This window comes from Ruegeria sp. BA12 (genome assembly GCF_056539625.1).
Genome location: NZ_JBQFVF010000002.1, coordinates 30,032 through 47,969, shown reverse-complemented (window position 1 = coordinate 47,969; position 17,938 = coordinate 30,032). Strand labels below are relative to the sequence as shown.

Genomic DNA, 17,938 nt, shown 5'->3' with positions numbered 1-17,938 from the left:
TTCCTTTTGTAATGGGAGGAAGTCATGACCAATAGTTTCGACGTAAAATCGACGTGGGATTCGGTAATGGATGAGACCAAGAACCCACTCAAGAAATACTCTCTATCTACAGCGCATATGCTGATGCAGATGTTGGCGTGGATGTGGAGTGCAATTTTTTCACTTATGATTGGCAGCTATTTCGTTTTCGGAATCACTGCGGTGGGCCACATGCTGCTGATTGGTGGATTGTTTGTAACGTTAGCCGTTTTCCAAAAAGCCGAAGCGGCTGATCCCAAAGAGTGACCTTGCCTCCCCCCAATGATGGGGAGCCATCGTAATCCGGGGCATTTGGTCCAATCCCTGACGTGCTCCGAATAGCCTACACTACCCCAAACTGTCGCCGCGTTGTTTGTAAAGGTACATCTCCGAACAACGCGGTTTTTTTGGTTAGGGAATGCATGTGAAGGCTCTGCAGTCGAGTAAGGCGTTTTGTATCCACTAAACTTGAGGCGATTTTTTATCTTATAGTGACGAAATGTTTTTCGCGGTCGGGGATTAGCAATGGACAACACTGTATTATATTTTTTAGTTGGCATTTTTGTCGTTGGGCTTTTGACGCTCGGTTATTACTCAAGAAGTAGCGGCGCATTGATATCTATTGTGATCGTGATTGGCGTAATTGCCTCGGTAATAGCCTATCTTGGTGGTTATTTTGGTGAGCCTCCAAATTAGAAATCCTACTGAGCATCGAAAGCAGCGAGTGATCCAGCGCCTGCGTTGCCGCGTATCCTTTTTGTCCCTTTAGTCTGGGCAACCCCTGACCAGACTATGGCCCGCGTTGCTCGCCATCCCAGATTTGGGCAACGCGGGCACTGTTAATCCAGTTCCTAAGGTAATCCGCATCGTATTTTTCCCCAACTGCGCTCAGTGTAGGCATTTAAGTATCCTTCAGGTCAGCGCGGGATCTTTGGGTTCTTGGGGTATCTAGCTTCCTGATACGATTGACCGGCCGGGCAAGTGATTTCTGGTCTATCAGTAATGCGTGTTGTTCTGGTTCGGTCTGATCCGACTTTGGATCGCGCAACAAACACAGAAACAGCGTTCCCTTGCTTGCCTTCTGAAAACCAGTATTGCGGTGATTTGGTAGGCCCGGCAGGACTTGAACCCGCAACCAAAGCGTTATGAGCGCTCTGCTCTAACCAATTGAGCTACAGGCCCGCCTGAGCGCTTTGAGTATCACGGTGAACGGCCGCGTCAAGCCTGACCGTTGCAAGATGCCCAACAATCGACTAACCCGCGCGGGAACCATTCATAAGGGGCTGGCCATGACGACGGGCAAGAACGGAATCACCTATGCCGATGCAGGCGTTGATATTGATGCGGGGAACGCTCTGGTCGACCGGATCAAGCCTGCGGCCAAGCGCACTAACCGCTCGGGCGTGATGAGCGGTCTGGGCGGGTTCGGTGCCTTGTTCGATCTGAAAGACGCCGGATATCAGGACCCGATTCTTGTGGGCGCGACCGACGGTGTGGGCACCAAGCTGCGGATTGCCATTGATACCGGTGTGGTCGACGGTGTTGGTATCGACCTGGTGGCAATGTGCGTCAACGACCTGATCTGTCAGGGGGCCGAGCCGCTGTTCTTCCTGGACTATTTCGCCACGGGCAAGCTGGACACCGACACCGCCGCGCGGATCATCGAAGGTATTGCCGAGGGCTGTGTGCAGTCCGGTTGCGCCCTGATCGGCGGTGAAACGGCCGAGATGCCGGGCATGTATCCCGATGGCGATTTCGATCTGGCTGGCTTTTCGGTCGGCGCGATGGAGCGTGGCGCGCATTTGCCTGCGGGTGTGCAGCGGGGCGACGTGCTTCTGGGGTTGGCCTCGAACGGGGTGCATTCCAACGGCTATTCGCTGGTGCGCAAGCTGGTTGAAATCTCGGGTCTGGGCTGGGATGCCGCATCGCCTTTTGGCGACGGGTCGCTGGGTGAGGCGCTGCTGACGCCGACGCGGTTGTACGTGAAACCCGCTCTGCAGGCGATCCGGGCAGGGGGCGTACACGCGCTGGCCCATATCACCGGCGGCGGTCTGACCGAAAACCTGCCGCGCGTGCTGCCCGAGGGGTTGGGTGCGGAGATCGACTTGAACGCCTGGGTCCTGCCGCCCGTATTCCGCTGGATGGCTGAAACCGGCGGGATCGTTGAGGCCGAGATGCTGAAGACCTTCAACTGCGGCATCGGCATGATTGTCGTCTGCGCCAAAGACCGCGCCGATGAACTGGCCGCTGTGCTGGCCGAGGCCGGAGAAACAGTTGCTCGCATCGGCACCGTGACCGACACGCCCGGCATGGCCTATTCGGGCAAACTGTTGTGAGTCACAAGCGCGTCGCCATCCTGATTTCGGGGGGTGGGTCCAACATGGTGTCGCTGGTCGACAGCATGGTCGGCGATCACCCGGCACGCCCATGTCTGGTTCTGTCGAATGACGTTACGGCGGGCGGGCTGAAAAAGGCCGCGGACCGTGGCATCCCGACGGCTGCGGTAGATCACCGCCCCTTCAAGGGCGACCGCGCTGCGTTTGAAGCAGAGCTGTTGAAGCCGTTGGAAGAGGCGCAACCGGATATTGTCTGTCTTGCGGGGTTCATGCGTGTTCTGACCGGTGATTTCGTTTCCCGCTTTCAGGGGCGGATGTTGAATATCCACCCCTCACTGCTGCCGAAATACAAAGGCCTCAATACCCATGCCCGCGCGATCGAGGCCGGGGACGCCGAACATGGATGTTCGGTTCACGAGGTTACGGCAGCGCTGGATGACGGTCCGATCCTGGGGCAGGCGCGGGTAAACATCGAAGCCGGCGACACGCCCGACGCTTTGGCTGCTCGTGTGCTGGTTTGGGAGCATAAACTTTATCCTGCAGTGTTGCGCCGTTACGCCAGTGGCGACCGGACTCCGGTGTTGCTGCCCTGAACGTCCCAGAGTGATTTACACGCGTGTTAAATTCGGCCTATGGTCTGCACTACGGCTAGGTACGGAAGAGACGATCAGCCGAAGAAAACAAGAGCAAGAACAGCACCGCGCATGAAAACCCTGACAACGACGCAAGAGCTGGCCGATTTCTGCAAGGCCGCGGCGGAATATGACTATGTCACCGTAGATACCGAGTTTCTGCGCGAACGGACCTATTATTCAAAGCTTTGCCTGATACAGCTGGCCGTTCCGTCCGATAACGAGGACAGCGCGGTTCTGGTCGATCCGCTGGCTGATGGTTTGTCTCTGGACCCGCTTTATGAGCTGTTCGGCAACGACGATGTGGTCAAGGTCTTCCATGCCGCGCGTCAGGATCTTGAAATTTTCTGGGTCGAAGCCGGTGTCTTTCCGAAACCGCTGTTCGACACGCAAGTTGCAGCAATGGTTTGTGGCTTTGGTGAGCAGGTGGGTTATGAAACGCTGGTGCGCAAGATCTGCAAGCAGGGGGTCGACAAGACCTCGCGGTTTACCGATTGGTCCCGCCGCCCGCTATCCGAGGCGCAAAAGACCTATGCGCTGGCGGATGTCACCCATCTGCGCCAAATCTATGAATATCTCGCAACGCAATTGCAAAAATCGCAGCGCAGTCATTGGGTGGCAGAGGAGTTGCGCACGCTGACCCATCCTGCGACCTATGACATTCACCCCAAAGATGCATGGAAACGTGTAAAGACCCGGACGAATTCCGCCAAATTTCTGGCCGTGGTGCGCGAACTGGCGCAGTTTCGCGAGGCTTATGCGCAGGAAAACAATGTGCCGCGCAGCCGGGTCTTCAAGGATGATGCGCTGATCGAGCTGGCATCAACCAAGCCCAAATCGCCCTCGGATCTGGGCGGCTCGCGCTTATTGCTGCGCGAGGCCCGAAAGGGCGCGATTGCCGATGGTATTCTAAGCGCCGTCAAAAAAGGGGTGAATTGCCCTGCGGATCAGCTGCCGCAAGTCGACAACAGCCGGGACAAACTGAAGGTGAACCCGGCTCTGGCGGATTTGCTGCGGGTGTTGTTGAAATCGAAAACCGAAAGCTCGGGCGTGGCAGCCAAACTAATCGCCACCAGCTCGGAATTGGATCAGATCGCAGCGGGTGAGCGGGAACTGCCTGCGATGTCAGGTTGGCGGTTTGAGGTGTTCGGCGAAGACGCCTTGAAACTGTGTGAAGGTAAAATCGCGCTGGCGGCCAAAGGTCAGAACGTCAAAGTTGTATCGCTTTAGCGCCGATTAACGGCGCCGCGATTCCAATGCGTTCTGCTGTCCTACAACCCGCACCAGACGGGTATTTTCCAAGTCTTTTTTGCTGATATTGATGGCGTCGGACACCATTCGAGACCGTTCTGTTCCCGTATTCGTTGCGCGCGCGGGATAGGTTACCCGGAAAGTGAACTCCAAAACGCCGTTCTTCTGGTTTTCTTCACTGTCCACGCGAACCAATCGGGCGTCATAAGCACCTTGCCGGATTGCCGTCCCCGAGGCGTAGACGATTGCACCGTTCGGGGTCGGCTCAATCCTCAGTTCATCAATCTTCGCGATCGGAACGCTTGTATCCTCGGGGGTTGGCCTTGAGAGCAACCCACCGCCTTCCCTTGTTTCGGGCACAAGAGCGTTCGCGTCATAGGTCGCTGTTTCCGGCGGCGGGGCTGACGTGCTTGAACCGAACCAGTTGGACGGGTTCACCCGTGACTCGCGCCAGCTGTTGCAGGCAGACAGGGCCAGGGTAGCCACCAAGAGAACAGTAAACGATTTTTGCATGGTCCCAACGTCCAGAGCTGTAAGTCCAGCAATGGGTTATCGCAATTTCTGTTGATTGAAAAGCCGCGTAGGGGGGTGGACAGGCATAGATCAGAGGCATAGTTCACAATTGTGATTGCAACGAAAGGACCGCCGCGACATGGCAACGCCTGCCTTTGAAGAGATCGTCGAGGATTTCGAGTTTCTGGAGGACTGGGAAGACCGGTACCGCCACGTCATCGACCAGGGCAAAGCGATGGAGCCGCTGGAGGACGCACTAAAAGTGCCGGCCACCAAGGTCCACGGCTGCGCAAGCCAGGTCTGGTTGCACCCGATCATCGAAGACCGGGTTTTCCGGTTCGATGGGGACAGCGATGCGCTGATCGTACGTGGCCTGATCGCGGTGCTGCGTTCCTTGTATAACGGGTTGCCCGTCAGCGAAGTTCCCAAGGTAGACGCAGGCGGAGAGCTGGCGCGCTTGGGACTGAACGATCACCTGTCCGCACAGCGGTCGAATGGATTGCGGGCAATGATTGATCGTATCCGCGAAGTGGCCCAGGAAAACGCCTGACGCTATTCAGGCTTTCGGTGTGCGTTTTGCCCAATCGGTCAGGGTGGTTTCCAAATCGCCATAGCCGGTCAGGCGACGTTCGAATTCCAAACCCATCCGCTCGGCACATTCACGGGCACGGGCTGTCAGGTCCGGATCGTCAATTTGCGCCTGATAGACCAGCTTGGTGTAGTTGCCGAAATACATGCTAAGCAACTCGGGGTGTCGGTCCAGCCCCAGCGGTTTCCACACAAAGGCATCGAACTGCCGGGCCAGAAAATCGGTCAGGTAAAAGGCGGTGGTTTCCTCATCACCGTGTGCTTCAAACGCCTGATTTCCTTCGAAGAAGGAATAACAATGGGGGCCTTTGACCATCTCGACGCCCAGGTCTTCGCAGGCTTGCTGCAGCAGGCCACCCGTTCCGCAATCGGCATAGACCACAAAGATCTGGTCATAGTCGTCACGGTGTTTGGCGACGGCCTCTTGTACCGCCGGAATGATCTTGTCAGGCTGGATGTGAAAAATCGCGGGCAGGCAGGTCAGCGCCATGTGATCCCAGCCATTGCGTTGCTTCAGGTCCAGAATCTCACGCGCCAGCGCGCCACAGGCCAACAGCAGGATGCGCCCGTGCTCACCGGATTCGTAGCCCTTGGTCGTCAGGCTGGCATCGTCTGGCAAATTATCTTGCTGCATTGGTTGCTTCTCGGATTCTACGCGACTGTCAGTGTAACAAAAAAGGCCGCCCGAAACCCGGACGGCCCCAGAATAACCTGCGCGTCCGGTTAACCGGCCAGTTGGTTGTGCTTGCGCGAGACGAAATCCTTGGCGGTTTCAACCGCAACGGCTGCGTCACGGCAATAAGCATCCGCACCGATGGCTTTGCCGAATTCCTCGTTCAGCGGCGCGCCGCCAACCAGAACGATATAGTCTTCGCGTTTACCTTGTTCGACCAGCGTGTCGATCACAACCTTCATGTAAGGCATGGTCGTGGTCAGCAGGGCGGACATGCCCAGAATATCTGGCTCTTCGGTTTCAAGCGCTTCCAGATAGTTTTCAACCGGGTTGTTGATACCGATATCGACCACTTCAAAGCCAGCGCCCTCCATCATCATCGACACAAGGTTCTTGCCGATGTCGTGGATGTCGCCTTTGACTGTACCGATCACCATCTTACCCACGCGCGGTGCGCCGGTTTCGGCCAGCAGCGGCTTGAGGATAAACATACCGCCCTTCATGGCGTTTGCAGCCAACAGAACCTCGGGCACGAAAAGTATACCGTCGCGGAAGTCGTGGCCCACGATGGTCATGCCACCGACCAGAGCCTTGGTCAGGATGTCGTAAGGCGTCCATCCGCGTTCAAGCAGGATGTTCACACCTTCTTCGATCTCTTCTTTCAGGCCGTCATAAAGATCGTCGAACATCTGCTCGACAAGTTCGTCGTCATTCAGTTCGGACAGGACGATGTCTTCTTCTTCAGACATGGGGCGTTTCCCTGAGCTGTGCGAGCCATAGGCCCGTGGTGGCATTTTTTCCGTTTTGGCCAAAACGTCGCAGTTTGACTGTGACGATTGCGACCTCAGTCGTTTCGGGACCGACCTATACGTCAAATTTTCGCGTCTCTCGACAGAATTATCTGCAAGATGATCCTGCATCTGGTTCATTTTACTGGCGGATAACCACGCGGTTGATACCTGCGCGGCCTCGAATGCTGTGCTTGCGTGTATTCGGGATTGCCGTTATACCCAATCAATGGAACATAACGAGAACAAACATGGTTGCACCGCATATTCGCGGCCGAGGAGCCGCCACAAATGCCGCTGGAAGGTTCGAACATTTCGACACCATCCCTTGTGACGATGGCTGGGATATCGACGAGGACCTGCCGCCTTTGCGAACCGATGTTCGGGACGAGGTCGCGCGCAGCCTGATTACCTATAACCGGTCGCCGGATTTGCCGTTTGATCGCTCGATCAACCCGTATCGCGGGTGTGAGCATGGTTGTGTCTATTGTTTCGCCCGCCCGACCCATGCCTATCTTGGGCTATCGCCGGGGCTGGATTTCGAAACCCGCCTGATCGCGCGGCCAAACGCAGCGGATATCCTGCGCAAGGAGTTATCGGCCAAAGGGTACAAGGTTGCACCCATTGCCTTGGGTACCAACACGGACCCTTACCAACCGATTGAGAAAACCCGCGCGATTACAAGAGGCTGCCTGTCGGTTCTGCAAGAATTCAATCACCCCATCGCCATCGTCACAAAGGGGGCCTTGATCGAACGGGACTTGGACATTCTAGCGCCCATGGCTGAGCAGGGGATGGTGCGAGTGGGGATATCTTTAACCACCATGGATGCTGATTTGTCCCGGCGTATGGAGCCACGCGCGCCGTCTCCTCAGCGGCGTTTAACCATCATACGTCGCCTAACCAAAGCCGGGGTGCCTGTGCGGGTCATGACGTCACCCGTGGTGCCTGGTCTAACGGATCATGAGTTGGAACACCTGCTTGAGGCGGGGCGTGAGGCGGGCGCGGACGCTGCCAGTTGGATCATGTTGCGCTTGCCGCGTGAAGTATCGACATTGTGGCAGGAGTGGTTGCAGGATCACGAACCCGCGCGGGCGGAAAAGATCATGTCCAAGCTGCGCGAAATGCACGGGGGCAGGGACTATGACCCGCGCTGGGGCCACCGGATGCGGGGTGAGGGTGAATATGCTGGGTTGATTGCCAAACGGTTTGCCTTGGCGGTCAAGCGCCTAGGCCTTGTAACGCGGACACCGCCCCTGCGATGCGACCTGTTTGCCCGCCCGGCTCAGATCGGTGATCAGTTGAGCCTACTATGAAAGAAGCCCCGGACGCAGGTCCGGGGCTTAAGCATTTCATCGCTGCAATCAGCGGTTTTCGATATCCACGTAATCACGCATGGTTTCGCCCAGATACAGCTGGCGCGGGCGACCGATCTTGTTCTGTGGATCGGCGATCATCTCTTTCCATTGGCTGACCCAGCCAACGGTGCGCGACAGGGCGAAGATCGGCGTGAACATCGAGGTTGGGAAACCCATCGCCTCGAGGATGATGCCCGAATAGAAGTCGACATTCGGGAACAGCTTTTTCTCGGCGAAATACGGATCTTCCAGCGCTTCTCGCTCAAGCTCTTTGGCGACCTGCAGTTTTGGATTGTCTTCGATGCCCAGCAGATCCAGCACTTCGTCAGCGGATTGCTTCATCACCTTGGCGCGCGGGTCAAAGTTCTTGTAGACGCGGTGGCCAAAGCCCATCAGGCGGAACGGATCATCCTTGTCCTTGGCGCGGGCAATGTATTCAGGGATGCGATCCACTGAACCGATCTCTTCCAGCATCTCCAGACACGCTTGGTTGGCGCCCCCATGGGCCGGACCCCACAGACAGGCGATACCGGCCGCGATACAGGCAAACGGGTTCGCACCCGAGCTTGAAGCCAGACGCACGGTCGAGGTCGAAGCGTTCTGTTCATGATCCGCGTGCAGGGTAAAGATGCGGTCCATCGCGCGGCTGAGGATCGGGTTAACATCATACTCTTCGGCCGGAACGCTGAAGCACATGCGTAGGAAGTTCGACGCATAGTCCAGGTCGTTGCGCGGATACACGAAGGGCTGACCGGTGTGATACTTGTATGCCCAGGCTGCGATGGTCGGCATCTTGGCGATCAGACGGTGCGACGCAATCTCGCGCTGACGTGGGTCATGAATATCTGTCGAGTCATGATAGAAAGCCGACATTGCACCGACGACGCCAACCATGATTGCCATAGGATGCGCATCGCGACGGAACCCGCGATAGAAATACTGCATCTGTTCGTGCATCATGGTGTGGCGAGTGATCGTGGTCTCGAACTTCTCCAGATCTTTTGCGACTGGCAGCTCTCCGTACAGCAACAGGTAGCACACTTCGAGGAAGTGCGATTTCTCGGCCAGTTGGTCGATCGGATAGCCGCGGTGCAACAGTTCACCCTTATCGCCGTCAATATAGGTGATGGTGCTGTCGCAGCTGGCTGTCGAGGTGAAGCCCGGATCATAGGTGAACACACCCGCATCACTGTACAGTTTGCGAATGTCGATCACATCCGGGCCAACGGTTGGCGAGTGAACCGGCAACTCGTAATTTTCACCATGTACGGTAAGAGTGGCTGTTTTTTTGCTGTCGGTCATCGTTGTCCCTTCTTCGTTCATGAGCACGCCGGGTGAGCGGCCTGCGCGCGGTCAGCGGTCACACACCAAAGTGTTGACCGGTCGTAACGAAGCAGCGTTACCTGAATATTAAGCCAGGGTCATTTTGCTGCGTCGGAAAGCCGTGCCAAGGTTTCTTCACGCCCCAGCACAAGCATCATGTCAAACACCGAAGGAGTCACTGCCCGACCCGCCAAAGCCGCCCGCAAGGGCCCAGCCAGCTTGCCGAACTTGATGCCTTTCGCTTCTGCAAAGGCATTGAGGGTTTCCTCCAGTTCGTTCCGCAACCAGCTAGCATTTTGCACATGCGGCGTCAATTCACTTAGTATACCGTCGGATACTGTTTGCAGTGCTTTTGCCGCTTTCTCATCCGGCTCAATCGGGCGGGAAATCAGCGCAAAGTGTGCTTTTTCAAGCAATTCCGGGAAGGTTCGGGCGCGATCCTTCAGGCAATACATTGCACGTTCAAGAACACTAGATTGTGTCTGAGTGAGAGCAGGAAGGCCCGCCGCATCCAGATAAGCTTCGATTTCATGCCGCAGCGCAGCATCATCAGACGTCGCGATATGCTGACCGCAGAGATTCTCAAGCTTTTTCAGATCAAAGCGGGCCGGACTTTTGCCGATTCCGTCCAAATCAAACCACTCTTTGGCCTGCTCGTCGGTAAAAAACTCATCGTCGCCGTGGCTCCAGCCCAAACGCGCGAGATAGTTGCGCATGCCAGCGGCAGGATAGCCCATCGCCTGATATTCCTGTGCGCCCAAGGCACCGTGACGCTTCGACAGTTTCTTACCGTCTGGTCCGTGAATCAGCGGGATATGTGCCCATACCGGAACGTCCCAACCCATCGCCTCGTAGATCATCATCTGGCGAGCAGCGTTGTTGAGGTGATCGTCGCCCCGTATCACATGCGTCACGCCCATGTCGTGATCATCCACCACCACAGCCAGCATATAAACCGGTGTTCCGTCCGAGCGCAAAAGGACCATGTCGTCCAGCTGATCGTTGCGAATGGTCACATCCCCCTGCACCTGATCGCGGATCACGGTGGCGCCGTCCTGTGGGGCCTTGATACGGATTACAAAAGGTGCATCTGGATGGGTGGCCGGATCAGCGTCACGCCAAGGGCTGCGAAACAGGGTGGACTTGCCGTCGGCCCGAGCCTGCTCACGAAAGGCTGCAATTTCATCCTGGGTTGAAAAACACTTATAGGCTTTACCTTCGGCCAGAAGCTGGTGAGCGACCTCGGCATGGCGTGTGGCACCCTCAAACTGGCTGATTACATCACCATCGTGATCTAGGCCAAGCCATTCCATGCCTTGCAGAATTGCGGCTGTCGCCTCAGGCGTCGAGCGTTCGCGATCCGTGTCTTCGATCCGCAGCAGGAACTTACCGCCACGACCACGAGCATAGAGCCAGTTGAACAACGCAGTGCGGGCACCGCCGATATGCAAAAAACCGGTGGGCGAGGGGGCGAAACGGGTGACGACCTGATCGGACATTGTGTGGATTAACCTTTTGGTAACCGTGTCGGGCATAGTTTGGCGTCTGTCTAACGAGCCCGAAGGACGGGGGCAACCATGCGTGTTCTGACACGGGTCGACGCCGCTTTGCTGAACCAGACAGGGTATTTGTTCCAGTGGTCTCCGATTTGTCTGGCAGTTGGCATCGGCCTCTATTTCAGCCTTCGGTTTGAACCGGAATGGCAGGTCTATGCCTGTCTTCTACTTGGGATCACGTTGCTGGTCTGGGTTGGCCGCACGCGGCGCACTGGCTGGGCTGCGTTGGCAACGGGGGGCGCGCTGATCGCGTCCGGTTTTATACTGGCCGGCGCCCGAGCCCATACGGTCGCAGAGCCGGTCCTGTCCTGGCGTTACTACGGCCCGATCGAGGGGCGGGTCGTAGCCATGGATCGCTCTGCGTCGGACGCGTTGCGGGTCACGCTGGATCGGGTGCGCATAGGGGATGTGCCCGCAGATCGCAGACCGCAGCGCGTCCGGCTTTCACTGCACGGAGGATCGGTTTCCCTGGCGCCTGGGCAAAGGATCATGACCACCGGGCATCTCTCACCGCCGCAAGGGCCGGTTGAACCCGGTGGGTTTGATTTCCGCCGTCATGCCTGGTTTCAAGGGCTGGGCGCGGTTGGCTATACCCGGGTGCCGGTGATGACCATTGCCCCCGCAACTGACGCGACCGAAGGGGTCCGGGTAACTGCCTGGCGTATGGCCATCTCGGAAAGGGTACGTGCGATCCTGCCTGGTGAGGTCGGCGGGTTCGCAGCCGCCGTCACAACCGGAGATCGCAGTGGCATGGGGCAAGAGACGTTAAAATCCCTGCGGGCCTCGAACCTAGCGCATTTGCTGGCGATTTCGGGCCTTCACATGGTGTTGCTGACGGGGTTCGTTTTTCTGGTGTTTCGGTTGGGCTTGTCAGCCATTCCTTCAGTGGCCTTAAGGTTGCCCGTCCGCAAGTTGGCGGCAGTTTGTGCGTTGATCGCGGCCGTCATCTACCTGCTGTTGTCCGGGGGCAATGTTGCAACGGAACGCGCTTTCGTCATGGCCAGCGTAATGCTGGGGGCGATCCTGATCGACCGCCGCGCGATTTCTTTGCGGGCCGTGGCCGTGGCTGCCCTAATCGTGTTGATTCTACGGCCAGAAACATTGTTGAGCCCAGGCTTCCAGATGTCCTTTGCAGCCACTACGGCGCTTGTCGCGGTGTTTGGGCAGTTGCGGGACCATGGCCCAATGCCCGGTCCAAAATGGCTGAAACCGGTGACCGGCTTGCTGTTGTCCTCGGCTATTGCAGGGCTTGCGACCGCTCCTATCGGGGCGGCGCATTTCAACACGATGTCACACTATGGGTTGCTGGCCAATATGCTCTCGGTCCCGGTAATGGGCACGATTGTGGTGCCCGCCGCCTTTGTCGCGGCATTGCTGACCCCTTTCGGGCTAGAGGCGGTCGCATTGAATGTCATGGGTCTGGGGTTGGAGTGGATTCTGATCGTTTCAGACAAGGTGTCAAACTTAGATGGCGCGCAAGGCTATGTCGTTAGTCCGCCGCATTACGTGTTGCCCATGTTTGCGCTGGGGGCGTTGTGGCTGGCGCTGTGGCAGGGCCGCGCAAAATGGATTGGGATCATACCGGTTGCGTCCGCATTTTTGTCGTGGGGGCAGGGGCAAAGACCCGAGGTTCTGATCGCGGATTCAGGCGAGTTGGTGGGTGTCATGACTGAACATGGCCGCGCGCTGAGCAAAGAAAAAGGCAGCGGTTTCATCGCTACGGTATGGTTGGAAAACGACGGTGACGGGGTAGATCAGAAGAAGGCGGCCAGCCGCTGGCCTGATGCAGAAAACGCTGTTCAGCGCTTTGATTGGCAGGGCAAGGAAGTGATTCACATCACCGGAAAACGTGCGGCCCAAGGGTTTGAAGAATGCCAATCAAACCAGATCGTGGTGTCTGCAGTTGAGTTGAACCTGAACGGGGATTGCGGTCTTTTCGATCCGAACCGCCTGAAAGAAACCGGAAGCCTGGCGTTTTCAAAAGGACGCATAACAACCAGCCGAGAGGCAATCGGCCATCGCCTGTGGTCCCCGGCCATCGCCGAGAACCGCAATTTAAAACGGGATCAGTAGCTGCGGATCAACCCGACCAGCCGTCCTTGCACCTTGACCTTGTCCTCGGGCAGAACGCGGGTTTCATAGGCGGGGTTCGCAGCCTCAAGCGCGATAGCATTGCCACGGCGGAAAAAGCGCTTCAGGGTCGCTTCCTGATCTTCGACCAGAGCCACGACGATATCGCCATTATCGGCAACCCGAGTTTCACGGATCACCACGACATCGCCGTCATTGATACCGGCATCGATCATCGAGTCGCCACGTACCTCAAGCGCGTAATGTTCGCCTTTGCCCGAAACCATGCTGCCCGGGACCGCCACACGATGCGATACGTGGCTGATCGCTTCAATCGGGACACCAGCTGCGATACGGCCCATGACTGGCAATTCCAAGGCATCTACAGTGACCGGTTCGAAATTCGCCGCGCGGGGACCTTCGGGCCTGTCGCCTTCAATCACGCGAGGTTTGAAAGCGGCCGTTGGTTCGCCGCCGAGACTCTCGGGCAGCTTCACGATCTCAATCGCGCGCGCCCGGTGGGCAAGGCGACGAATAAAGCCACGTTCTTCTAGCGCAGTGATCAGGCGATGAATCCCGGACTTCGACCGTAAATCCAGCGCGGCCTTCATTTCGTCGAAACTGGGCGGAACACCGTCCGCCTGAACGCGTTTGTGGATGAATTCCAACAAATCCAACTGTTTCTTGGTCAGCATTGCTCACACCTCGTCGGTCATGCGTTTTCTTTTGTTCTACGCATGTTCACGTTTTGTGTCAACGGATTTGAGCGTTGCCTATATCGGCAGGTACAGAACCTCATCCCCCGCGGGGCGCGCCGGATCATTCGGCTCACGTACCAAAAGCGCGTTGGCCTGCGCCAGAACGCTGAGAAGCGAGCTGTCCTGATCGGCACAGGCGCGAATGCCATCCTCACCGAGGACAGCTCGCATATAATGTTCGCGTGGGCCGTTTTTGCCGATGGGCTCGGCCAGCTTGGCCTGGCGAAACGGGGTCAGGGCTTGTTCGATGCCCAACATGCGACGCAACATGGGGATCAGGAAGAGATAACCGCAAACCATTGCACTCACGGGATTTCCCGGCAGTCCAACCATCGCTGTGTCACCCAACTGACCCGCCATCAGGGGTTTCCCGGGGCGCATGCGGATTTTGTAGAACGACCGCTCCATCCCCAATTTCTGAGAAACGTCCCCGACCAGATCGTATTCTCCGACCGAGGCACCCCCGATTGTCACGACTAGATCGGCGCCACTTGCCAGCCCAAACGCCGTTTCTAAGGACGCGACAGTGTCGCGCGCGATCGGTAGAACTCGCACATGTGCGCCGGCATCCTCTAGCATGGCTTTCAGGCCAAAAGTGTTCGAAGCGATGATTTGATCCGGGCCTGGGTTCTCACCCGGCATAACCAGTTCATCTCCGGTTGAAATCAATGCGACCACGGGTTTGCGTCTGACCGGCACTGTTGCAATATTCATTGCTGCCAACAGCGCGACGTCTTCAGGGCGCAAAAGGCGCGGAGCGCTGATCTTGGTGCCGACGGTAAAGTCGACACCTGCAGGTCGGATATTTGTTTTCAGTCCGGGATCGTCGGTGATTGTAAGCAAATCCCCGCGCCGTTCCGTATCTTCTTGAATAACAACGAAATCAGCACCTTCCGGCACCGGAGCGCCGGTAAAGATACGAACGGCCTGACCGGGGCTTACGGTGCCTTCAAAACGACGCCCGGCAGCGGATTCGCCAACTACTTTGAACATGGCGTGTTGTTCGACTTCGGTCGACTTCAGCGCATAACCATCCATGGAAGAGGCCGAAAATGGCGGTTGATCGCGCGTGGCGCTGAGGTCTTCTGCCAGCACGCGGCCAGCAGATTCGGCAAGCGGAACTGTTTCGGCGTTTAGCCGGGAAACAAGATCAAACAGTAGCGACCGGGCTTCTTCGACCGTAATCATCTCGCCTCGTAACGGCCTGATTTACCGCCATCTTTCAGCAGGACCCGGATACCGCCGATCTCCATCGCCTTATCGACTGCCTTGGTCATGTCATACACAGTCAGCGCCGCGGTTGAGACCGCAGTCAACGCCTCCATCTCAACCCCGGTCTGGCCTGCGGTCTTGACGGTGGCTTCAATCTGTACGCCCGGCAAATCAGGGTTCAGGGTCAACTCAACCGCAACCTTTGTGACTGGCAAGGGGTGGCATAGCGGGATTAGGTCGGGTGTTTTCTTAGCTCCCATGATGCCTGCCAGCCGCGCAATACCCAATACGTCGCCCTTTTTAGCGCGTCCTTCGGAAATTAAATCAAAGGTTTCCTTTGCCATCTTGATGTGGCCAGCCGCCACCGCGACGCGGTCAGTAACAGCCTTGTCCGAGACGTCGACCATATGGGCCTGTCCCTGTGCATCGAAATGGGTCAGAGGCATCACATCACTCCGGGGATCAGCGGGTTTGCCAGCAATTGCCGGGTGGCGGCGGTGACATCATCCTGACGCATCAGGCTTTCCCCAATCAGGAAACACCGCGCGCCATAACGGGCGATATCGGCCAGGTCTTCGGGTGTACTCAGACCGCTTTCACAGACAATCGTCCGACCGCCAGGAACCAGTTTCGACAGACGGCGCGTGGTATCAAGTGTGGTCTCGAAGGTCTTAAGATTACGGTTGTTTATCCCGATCAATGGGCTTTTCAGTTGGGTCGCACGTTCCAGTTCAGCCTCGTCGTGAACTTCGATAAGAACGTCCATCCCCCAGTCAAAGGCCGTTTGTTCCAGCTCGGCCGCCTGACCATCCTCGACCGAGGCCATGATGATTAGAATGCAATCGGCACCCAAAGCGCGCGCTTCGACCACCTGATAAGGGTCGTACATGAAATCCTTACGCAGGGCTGGCAGCGACGTTGCTGCGCGTGCCTCGGATAAGTATTCCTTGGCGCCTTGGAAGCTGGGCGTGTCGGTCAGTACAGACAGACAGGCTGCACCGCCTTCTTCATACGCCTTGGCCAATGCAGGCGGGTCGAAATCGGCTCGGATCAACCCCTTGGAGGGGCTGGCCTTTTTGACCTCGGCGATCAGGCCATACCCCTTGCGGGTCGCTTTCCGCAAGCTTTCGGCAAAGCCGCGCACTTCGGATGCGAAACGTGCCTCACTTTCCAGTGTTTCCAAGGACTTCTCAGCCTTGTCTGCAGCTATTTCTTCCAGCTTATAGGCTTTGATCTTGTCCAGTACCGTCTCGGTCATGCGGCCTCCTGAGTCATGCGGGCCAGTACCGCGATTTTTTCTTTGGCTTTTCCGCTGTCGATGCTTTCGACGGCTTTTTCAACACCATCCCGCAAATCTGTTGCGGCGTCTGCAACCACCAGCGCAGCGGCAGAGTTCAACAGAACCGCATCGCGATAGGCCGAGGGCTGCCCGTCCAGCAGCGCGCGGAAGGCGACAGCATTTTCTTCGGGTGTTCCGCCGATGATATCCTCGAACGGATGAACCGGTAGGCCCGCGTCTTCGGGGTGAAGTTCCACCTCCTTAACGCGACCATCCTCTAGTGCGGCGACCCAACTGATGCCAGTGATGGTCAGCTCATCGGTCCCATCTGATCCGTGTACCAGCCAGGCACGGTCAGACCCCAGCAGACCAAGCGTTTCGGCCATTGGGCGTATCAGGTCGCGGCTGAAGGCTCCGGTCAATTGGCGTTTGACGCCCGCAGGGTTCGTCAAAGGGCCGAGAATGTTGAAGATCGTCCGGGTCCCAAGCTCTTGCCGCGAGGGCATGACATGCGCAATGGCTGGGTGATGCATCGGGGCCATCATAAAGCCGATACCGACCTCTTTCAAAGCATTCTCAACAGTTTCCGGGCCAACCATGACGTTGATCCCCAACTGACCCAAGGCATCCGCTGCCCCGGACTTTGAGCTGAGGTTGCGGTTGCCATGCTTGGCCACGGTGACACCGGCACCAGCGACAACAAATGCCGTGGCGGTTGAGATATTGAGCGTGCCTTTGCCGTCCCCTCCGGTTCCGACGATATCCATTGCACCGTCGGGCGCGGTGACGGCATTGCACTTGGCGCGCATCACGGCGGCGGCCGCGGCGTATTCCTCGACCGTTTCGCCACGGGTGCGCATGGCCATCAGCAGGCCACCGATCTGGCTGGGCGTGGCTTCACCGTCAAACAAAATACCAAAGGCCTGTTCGGCTTCGGCACGGGTCAGAGGCCGGTCGGCGGCGGCTCCGATCAGCGGTTTCAGAGCGTCGCTCATGCGGGAACTTTCATCTCAGACAGGAAATTCTTGAGCAGGGCATGACCATGCTCGGAGGCGATGGATTCCGGGTGGAACTGAACGCCGTGAATCGGCAATTCTTTGTGCTGCAGACCCATAATGGTGCCGTCTTCCAGCTCTGCCGTGACCTCAAGACAGTCGGGCAGGGTGTTGGGGTCGACCACCAAAGAATGATAGCGGGTCGCCTCAAATGGCGAGGGCAGCCCGGCAAACACACCTTTTCCGGTGTGGTGCATCGTTCCCATTTTGCCATGTACGATTTCGTGGCAGCGGATGACGTCGCCCCCAAAGGCCTGTCCGATAGTCTGATGGCCAAGACAGACTCCCATCAGCGGCGTTTTCGTTTCAGCCGCTGCTTCGGTCAAGGCCAAGCAGATACCGGCCTGATCCGGATCACAGGGGCCGGGGCTGAGCAGGATGCCGGATGGGTTCATGGCCATGGCTTCCTGAACGTCCAAGGCGTCATTCCGCCGAATGACCATCTCGGCGCCAAGTTCGCCTAAATAATGTACCAGGTTGTAGGTAAACGAGTCGTAGTTGTCGATCAGCAGCAGCATTTGGGCACTT

At 57.3% G+C, this 17,938-nt stretch carries 19 protein-coding genes and 1 tRNA gene; 8 read left to right on the top strand and 12 right to left on the bottom strand.

Annotation, left to right across the window (positions count from 1 at the left end; all coding sequences use genetic code 11):
- Positions 1 to 24: 24 nt before the first annotated feature.
- On the top strand, positions 25 to 285 hold the full coding sequence (locus tag ACR0B0_RS05730) for a hypothetical protein (RefSeq protein ID WP_170348841.1): 261 nt from the start codon (positions 25 to 27) through the stop codon (positions 283 to 285).
- Between the two features lie 258 nt (positions 286 to 543).
- Complete coding sequence (locus ACR0B0_RS05725) at positions 544 to 714, top strand: hypothetical protein (RefSeq protein ID WP_170348840.1); 171 nt, start codon at positions 544 to 546, stop codon at positions 712 to 714.
- 409 nt (positions 715 to 1,123) lie between these two features.
- On the opposite strand, the gene ACR0B0_RS05720 is transcribed toward ACR0B0_RS05725, so the two are convergent.
- Positions 1,124 to 1,200: transfer RNA gene (locus tag ACR0B0_RS05720), tRNA-Ile, on the bottom strand.
- A 107-nt stretch (positions 1,201 to 1,307) separates the two neighbouring features.
- Between ACR0B0_RS05720 and purM the strand changes: the two genes are divergently transcribed.
- The 3 genes from purM to rnd all read left to right on the top strand — a co-directional run bounded on the left by purM (position 1,308) and on the right by rnd (position 4,216).
- Positions 1,308 to 2,354, top strand: a complete 1,047-nt coding sequence (gene purM, locus ACR0B0_RS05715; RefSeq protein WP_480646837.1) for a phosphoribosylformylglycinamidine cyclo-ligase — start codon at positions 1,308 to 1,310, stop codon at positions 2,352 to 2,354.
- A complete protein-coding gene (gene purN, locus ACR0B0_RS05710; protein WP_480646835.1) occupies positions 2,351 to 2,947 on the top strand; it encodes a phosphoribosylglycinamide formyltransferase in 597 nt (198 codons plus the stop codon). Before purM ends, purN begins: the two co-directional genes overlap by 4 nt.
- Positions 2,948 to 3,058: 111 nt before the next feature.
- Positions 3,059 to 4,216, top strand: coding sequence for a ribonuclease D (rnd, locus tag ACR0B0_RS05705; protein ID WP_480646832.1), 1,158 nt, complete (start codon positions 3,059 to 3,061; stop codon positions 4,214 to 4,216).
- Positions 4,217 to 4,222: 6 nt separating this feature from the next.
- Here rnd and ACR0B0_RS05700 read toward each other — a convergent pair whose 3' ends face one another.
- Positions 4,223 to 4,750: a hypothetical protein gene (locus ACR0B0_RS05700; protein WP_170375493.1), complete on the bottom strand. Its 528-nt coding sequence runs from the start codon at positions 4,748 to 4,750 to the stop codon at positions 4,223 to 4,225.
- A 139-nt stretch (positions 4,751 to 4,889) separates the two neighbouring features.
- On the opposite strand from ACR0B0_RS05700, the gene ACR0B0_RS05695 reads away from it, so the two are divergent.
- Entirely contained in the window at positions 4,890 to 5,300 is a 411-nt protein-coding gene (locus ACR0B0_RS05695) for a SufE family protein (RefSeq protein ID WP_170375491.1), read from the top strand.
- A 6-nt stretch (positions 5,301 to 5,306) separates the two neighbouring features.
- Here the strand turns inward: ACR0B0_RS05695 and ACR0B0_RS05690 are convergent, their stop codons facing one another.
- Entirely contained in the window at positions 5,307 to 5,972 is a 666-nt protein-coding gene (locus ACR0B0_RS05690; RefSeq protein WP_425080570.1) for a DUF1638 domain-containing protein, read from the bottom strand.
- Between the two features lie 89 nt (positions 5,973 to 6,061).
- Positions 6,062 to 6,760 carry a corrinoid protein gene (locus ACR0B0_RS05685; RefSeq protein WP_170348833.1) on the bottom strand — a complete coding sequence of 233 codons (699 nt, stop codon included), beginning with the start codon at positions 6,758 to 6,760 and terminating at the stop codon, positions 6,062 to 6,064.
- A 290-nt stretch (positions 6,761 to 7,050) separates the two neighbouring features.
- Here ACR0B0_RS05685 and ACR0B0_RS05680 point away from each other — a divergent pair, with 290 nt between their 5' ends.
- Positions 7,051 to 8,115 carry a PA0069 family radical SAM protein gene (locus tag ACR0B0_RS05680; protein WP_480646830.1) on the top strand — a complete coding sequence of 355 codons (1,065 nt, stop codon included), beginning with the start codon at positions 7,051 to 7,053 and terminating at the stop codon, positions 8,113 to 8,115.
- 48 nt (positions 8,116 to 8,163) lie between these two features.
- Here the strand turns inward: ACR0B0_RS05680 and gltA are convergent, their stop codons facing one another.
- Together gltA and gltX are read right to left on the bottom strand one after the other, a co-directional pair.
- The gene (gene gltA, locus ACR0B0_RS05675; protein WP_170348831.1) at positions 8,164 to 9,459 is read right to left on the bottom strand and encodes a citrate synthase; all 1,296 of its coding nucleotides are present in this window, start codon (positions 9,457 to 9,459) and stop codon (positions 8,164 to 8,166) included.
- Positions 9,460 to 9,578: 119 nt separating this feature from the next.
- On the bottom strand, positions 9,579 to 10,979 hold the full coding sequence (gltX, locus tag ACR0B0_RS05670) for a glutamate--tRNA ligase (protein ID WP_170376110.1): 1,401 nt from the start codon (positions 10,977 to 10,979) through the stop codon (positions 9,579 to 9,581).
- Between the two features lie 78 nt (positions 10,980 to 11,057).
- Between gltX and ACR0B0_RS05665 the strand changes: the two genes are divergently transcribed.
- Positions 11,058 to 13,109, top strand: coding sequence for a ComEC/Rec2 family competence protein (locus ACR0B0_RS05665; RefSeq protein WP_480646828.1), 2,052 nt, complete (start codon positions 11,058 to 11,060; stop codon positions 13,107 to 13,109).
- Here the strand turns inward: ACR0B0_RS05665 and lexA are convergent.
- The 6 genes from lexA to ACR0B0_RS05635 form a co-directional block, all read right to left on the bottom strand.
- The gene (lexA, locus tag ACR0B0_RS05660; RefSeq protein WP_480646826.1) at positions 13,103 to 13,801 is read right to left on the bottom strand and encodes a transcriptional repressor LexA; all 699 of its coding nucleotides are present in this window, start codon (positions 13,799 to 13,801) and stop codon (positions 13,103 to 13,105) included. The genes ACR0B0_RS05665 and lexA overlap by 7 nt on opposite strands.
- Before the next feature lie 78 nt (positions 13,802 to 13,879).
- Positions 13,880 to 15,052 (bottom strand): molybdopterin molybdotransferase MoeA, encoded by a 1,173-nt coding sequence (locus ACR0B0_RS05655; protein WP_480646824.1) that lies wholly within the window; start codon positions 15,050 to 15,052, stop codon positions 13,880 to 13,882.
- The gene (gene moaC / locus ACR0B0_RS05650) at positions 15,049 to 15,522 is read right to left on the bottom strand and encodes a cyclic pyranopterin monophosphate synthase MoaC (RefSeq protein ID WP_170348827.1); all 474 of its coding nucleotides are present in this window, start codon (positions 15,520 to 15,522) and stop codon (positions 15,049 to 15,051) included. The genes ACR0B0_RS05655 and moaC overlap by 4 nt, the downstream gene beginning before the upstream one ends.
- Entirely contained in the window at positions 15,522 to 16,334 is an 813-nt protein-coding gene (trpC, locus tag ACR0B0_RS05645) for an indole-3-glycerol phosphate synthase TrpC (protein ID WP_480646822.1), read from the bottom strand. Before trpC ends, moaC begins: the two co-directional genes overlap by 1 nt.
- Complete coding sequence (trpD, locus tag ACR0B0_RS05640; protein WP_480646820.1) at positions 16,331 to 17,350, bottom strand: anthranilate phosphoribosyltransferase; 1,020 nt, start codon at positions 17,348 to 17,350, stop codon at positions 16,331 to 16,333. The genes trpC and trpD overlap by 4 nt, the downstream gene beginning before the upstream one ends.
- A complete protein-coding gene (locus ACR0B0_RS05635; RefSeq protein WP_170358634.1) occupies positions 17,347 to 17,928 on the bottom strand; it encodes an anthranilate synthase component II in 582 nt (193 codons plus the stop codon). The genes trpD and ACR0B0_RS05635 overlap by 4 nt, the downstream gene beginning before the upstream one ends.
- Between the last annotated feature and the right edge of the window lie 10 nt (positions 17,929 to 17,938).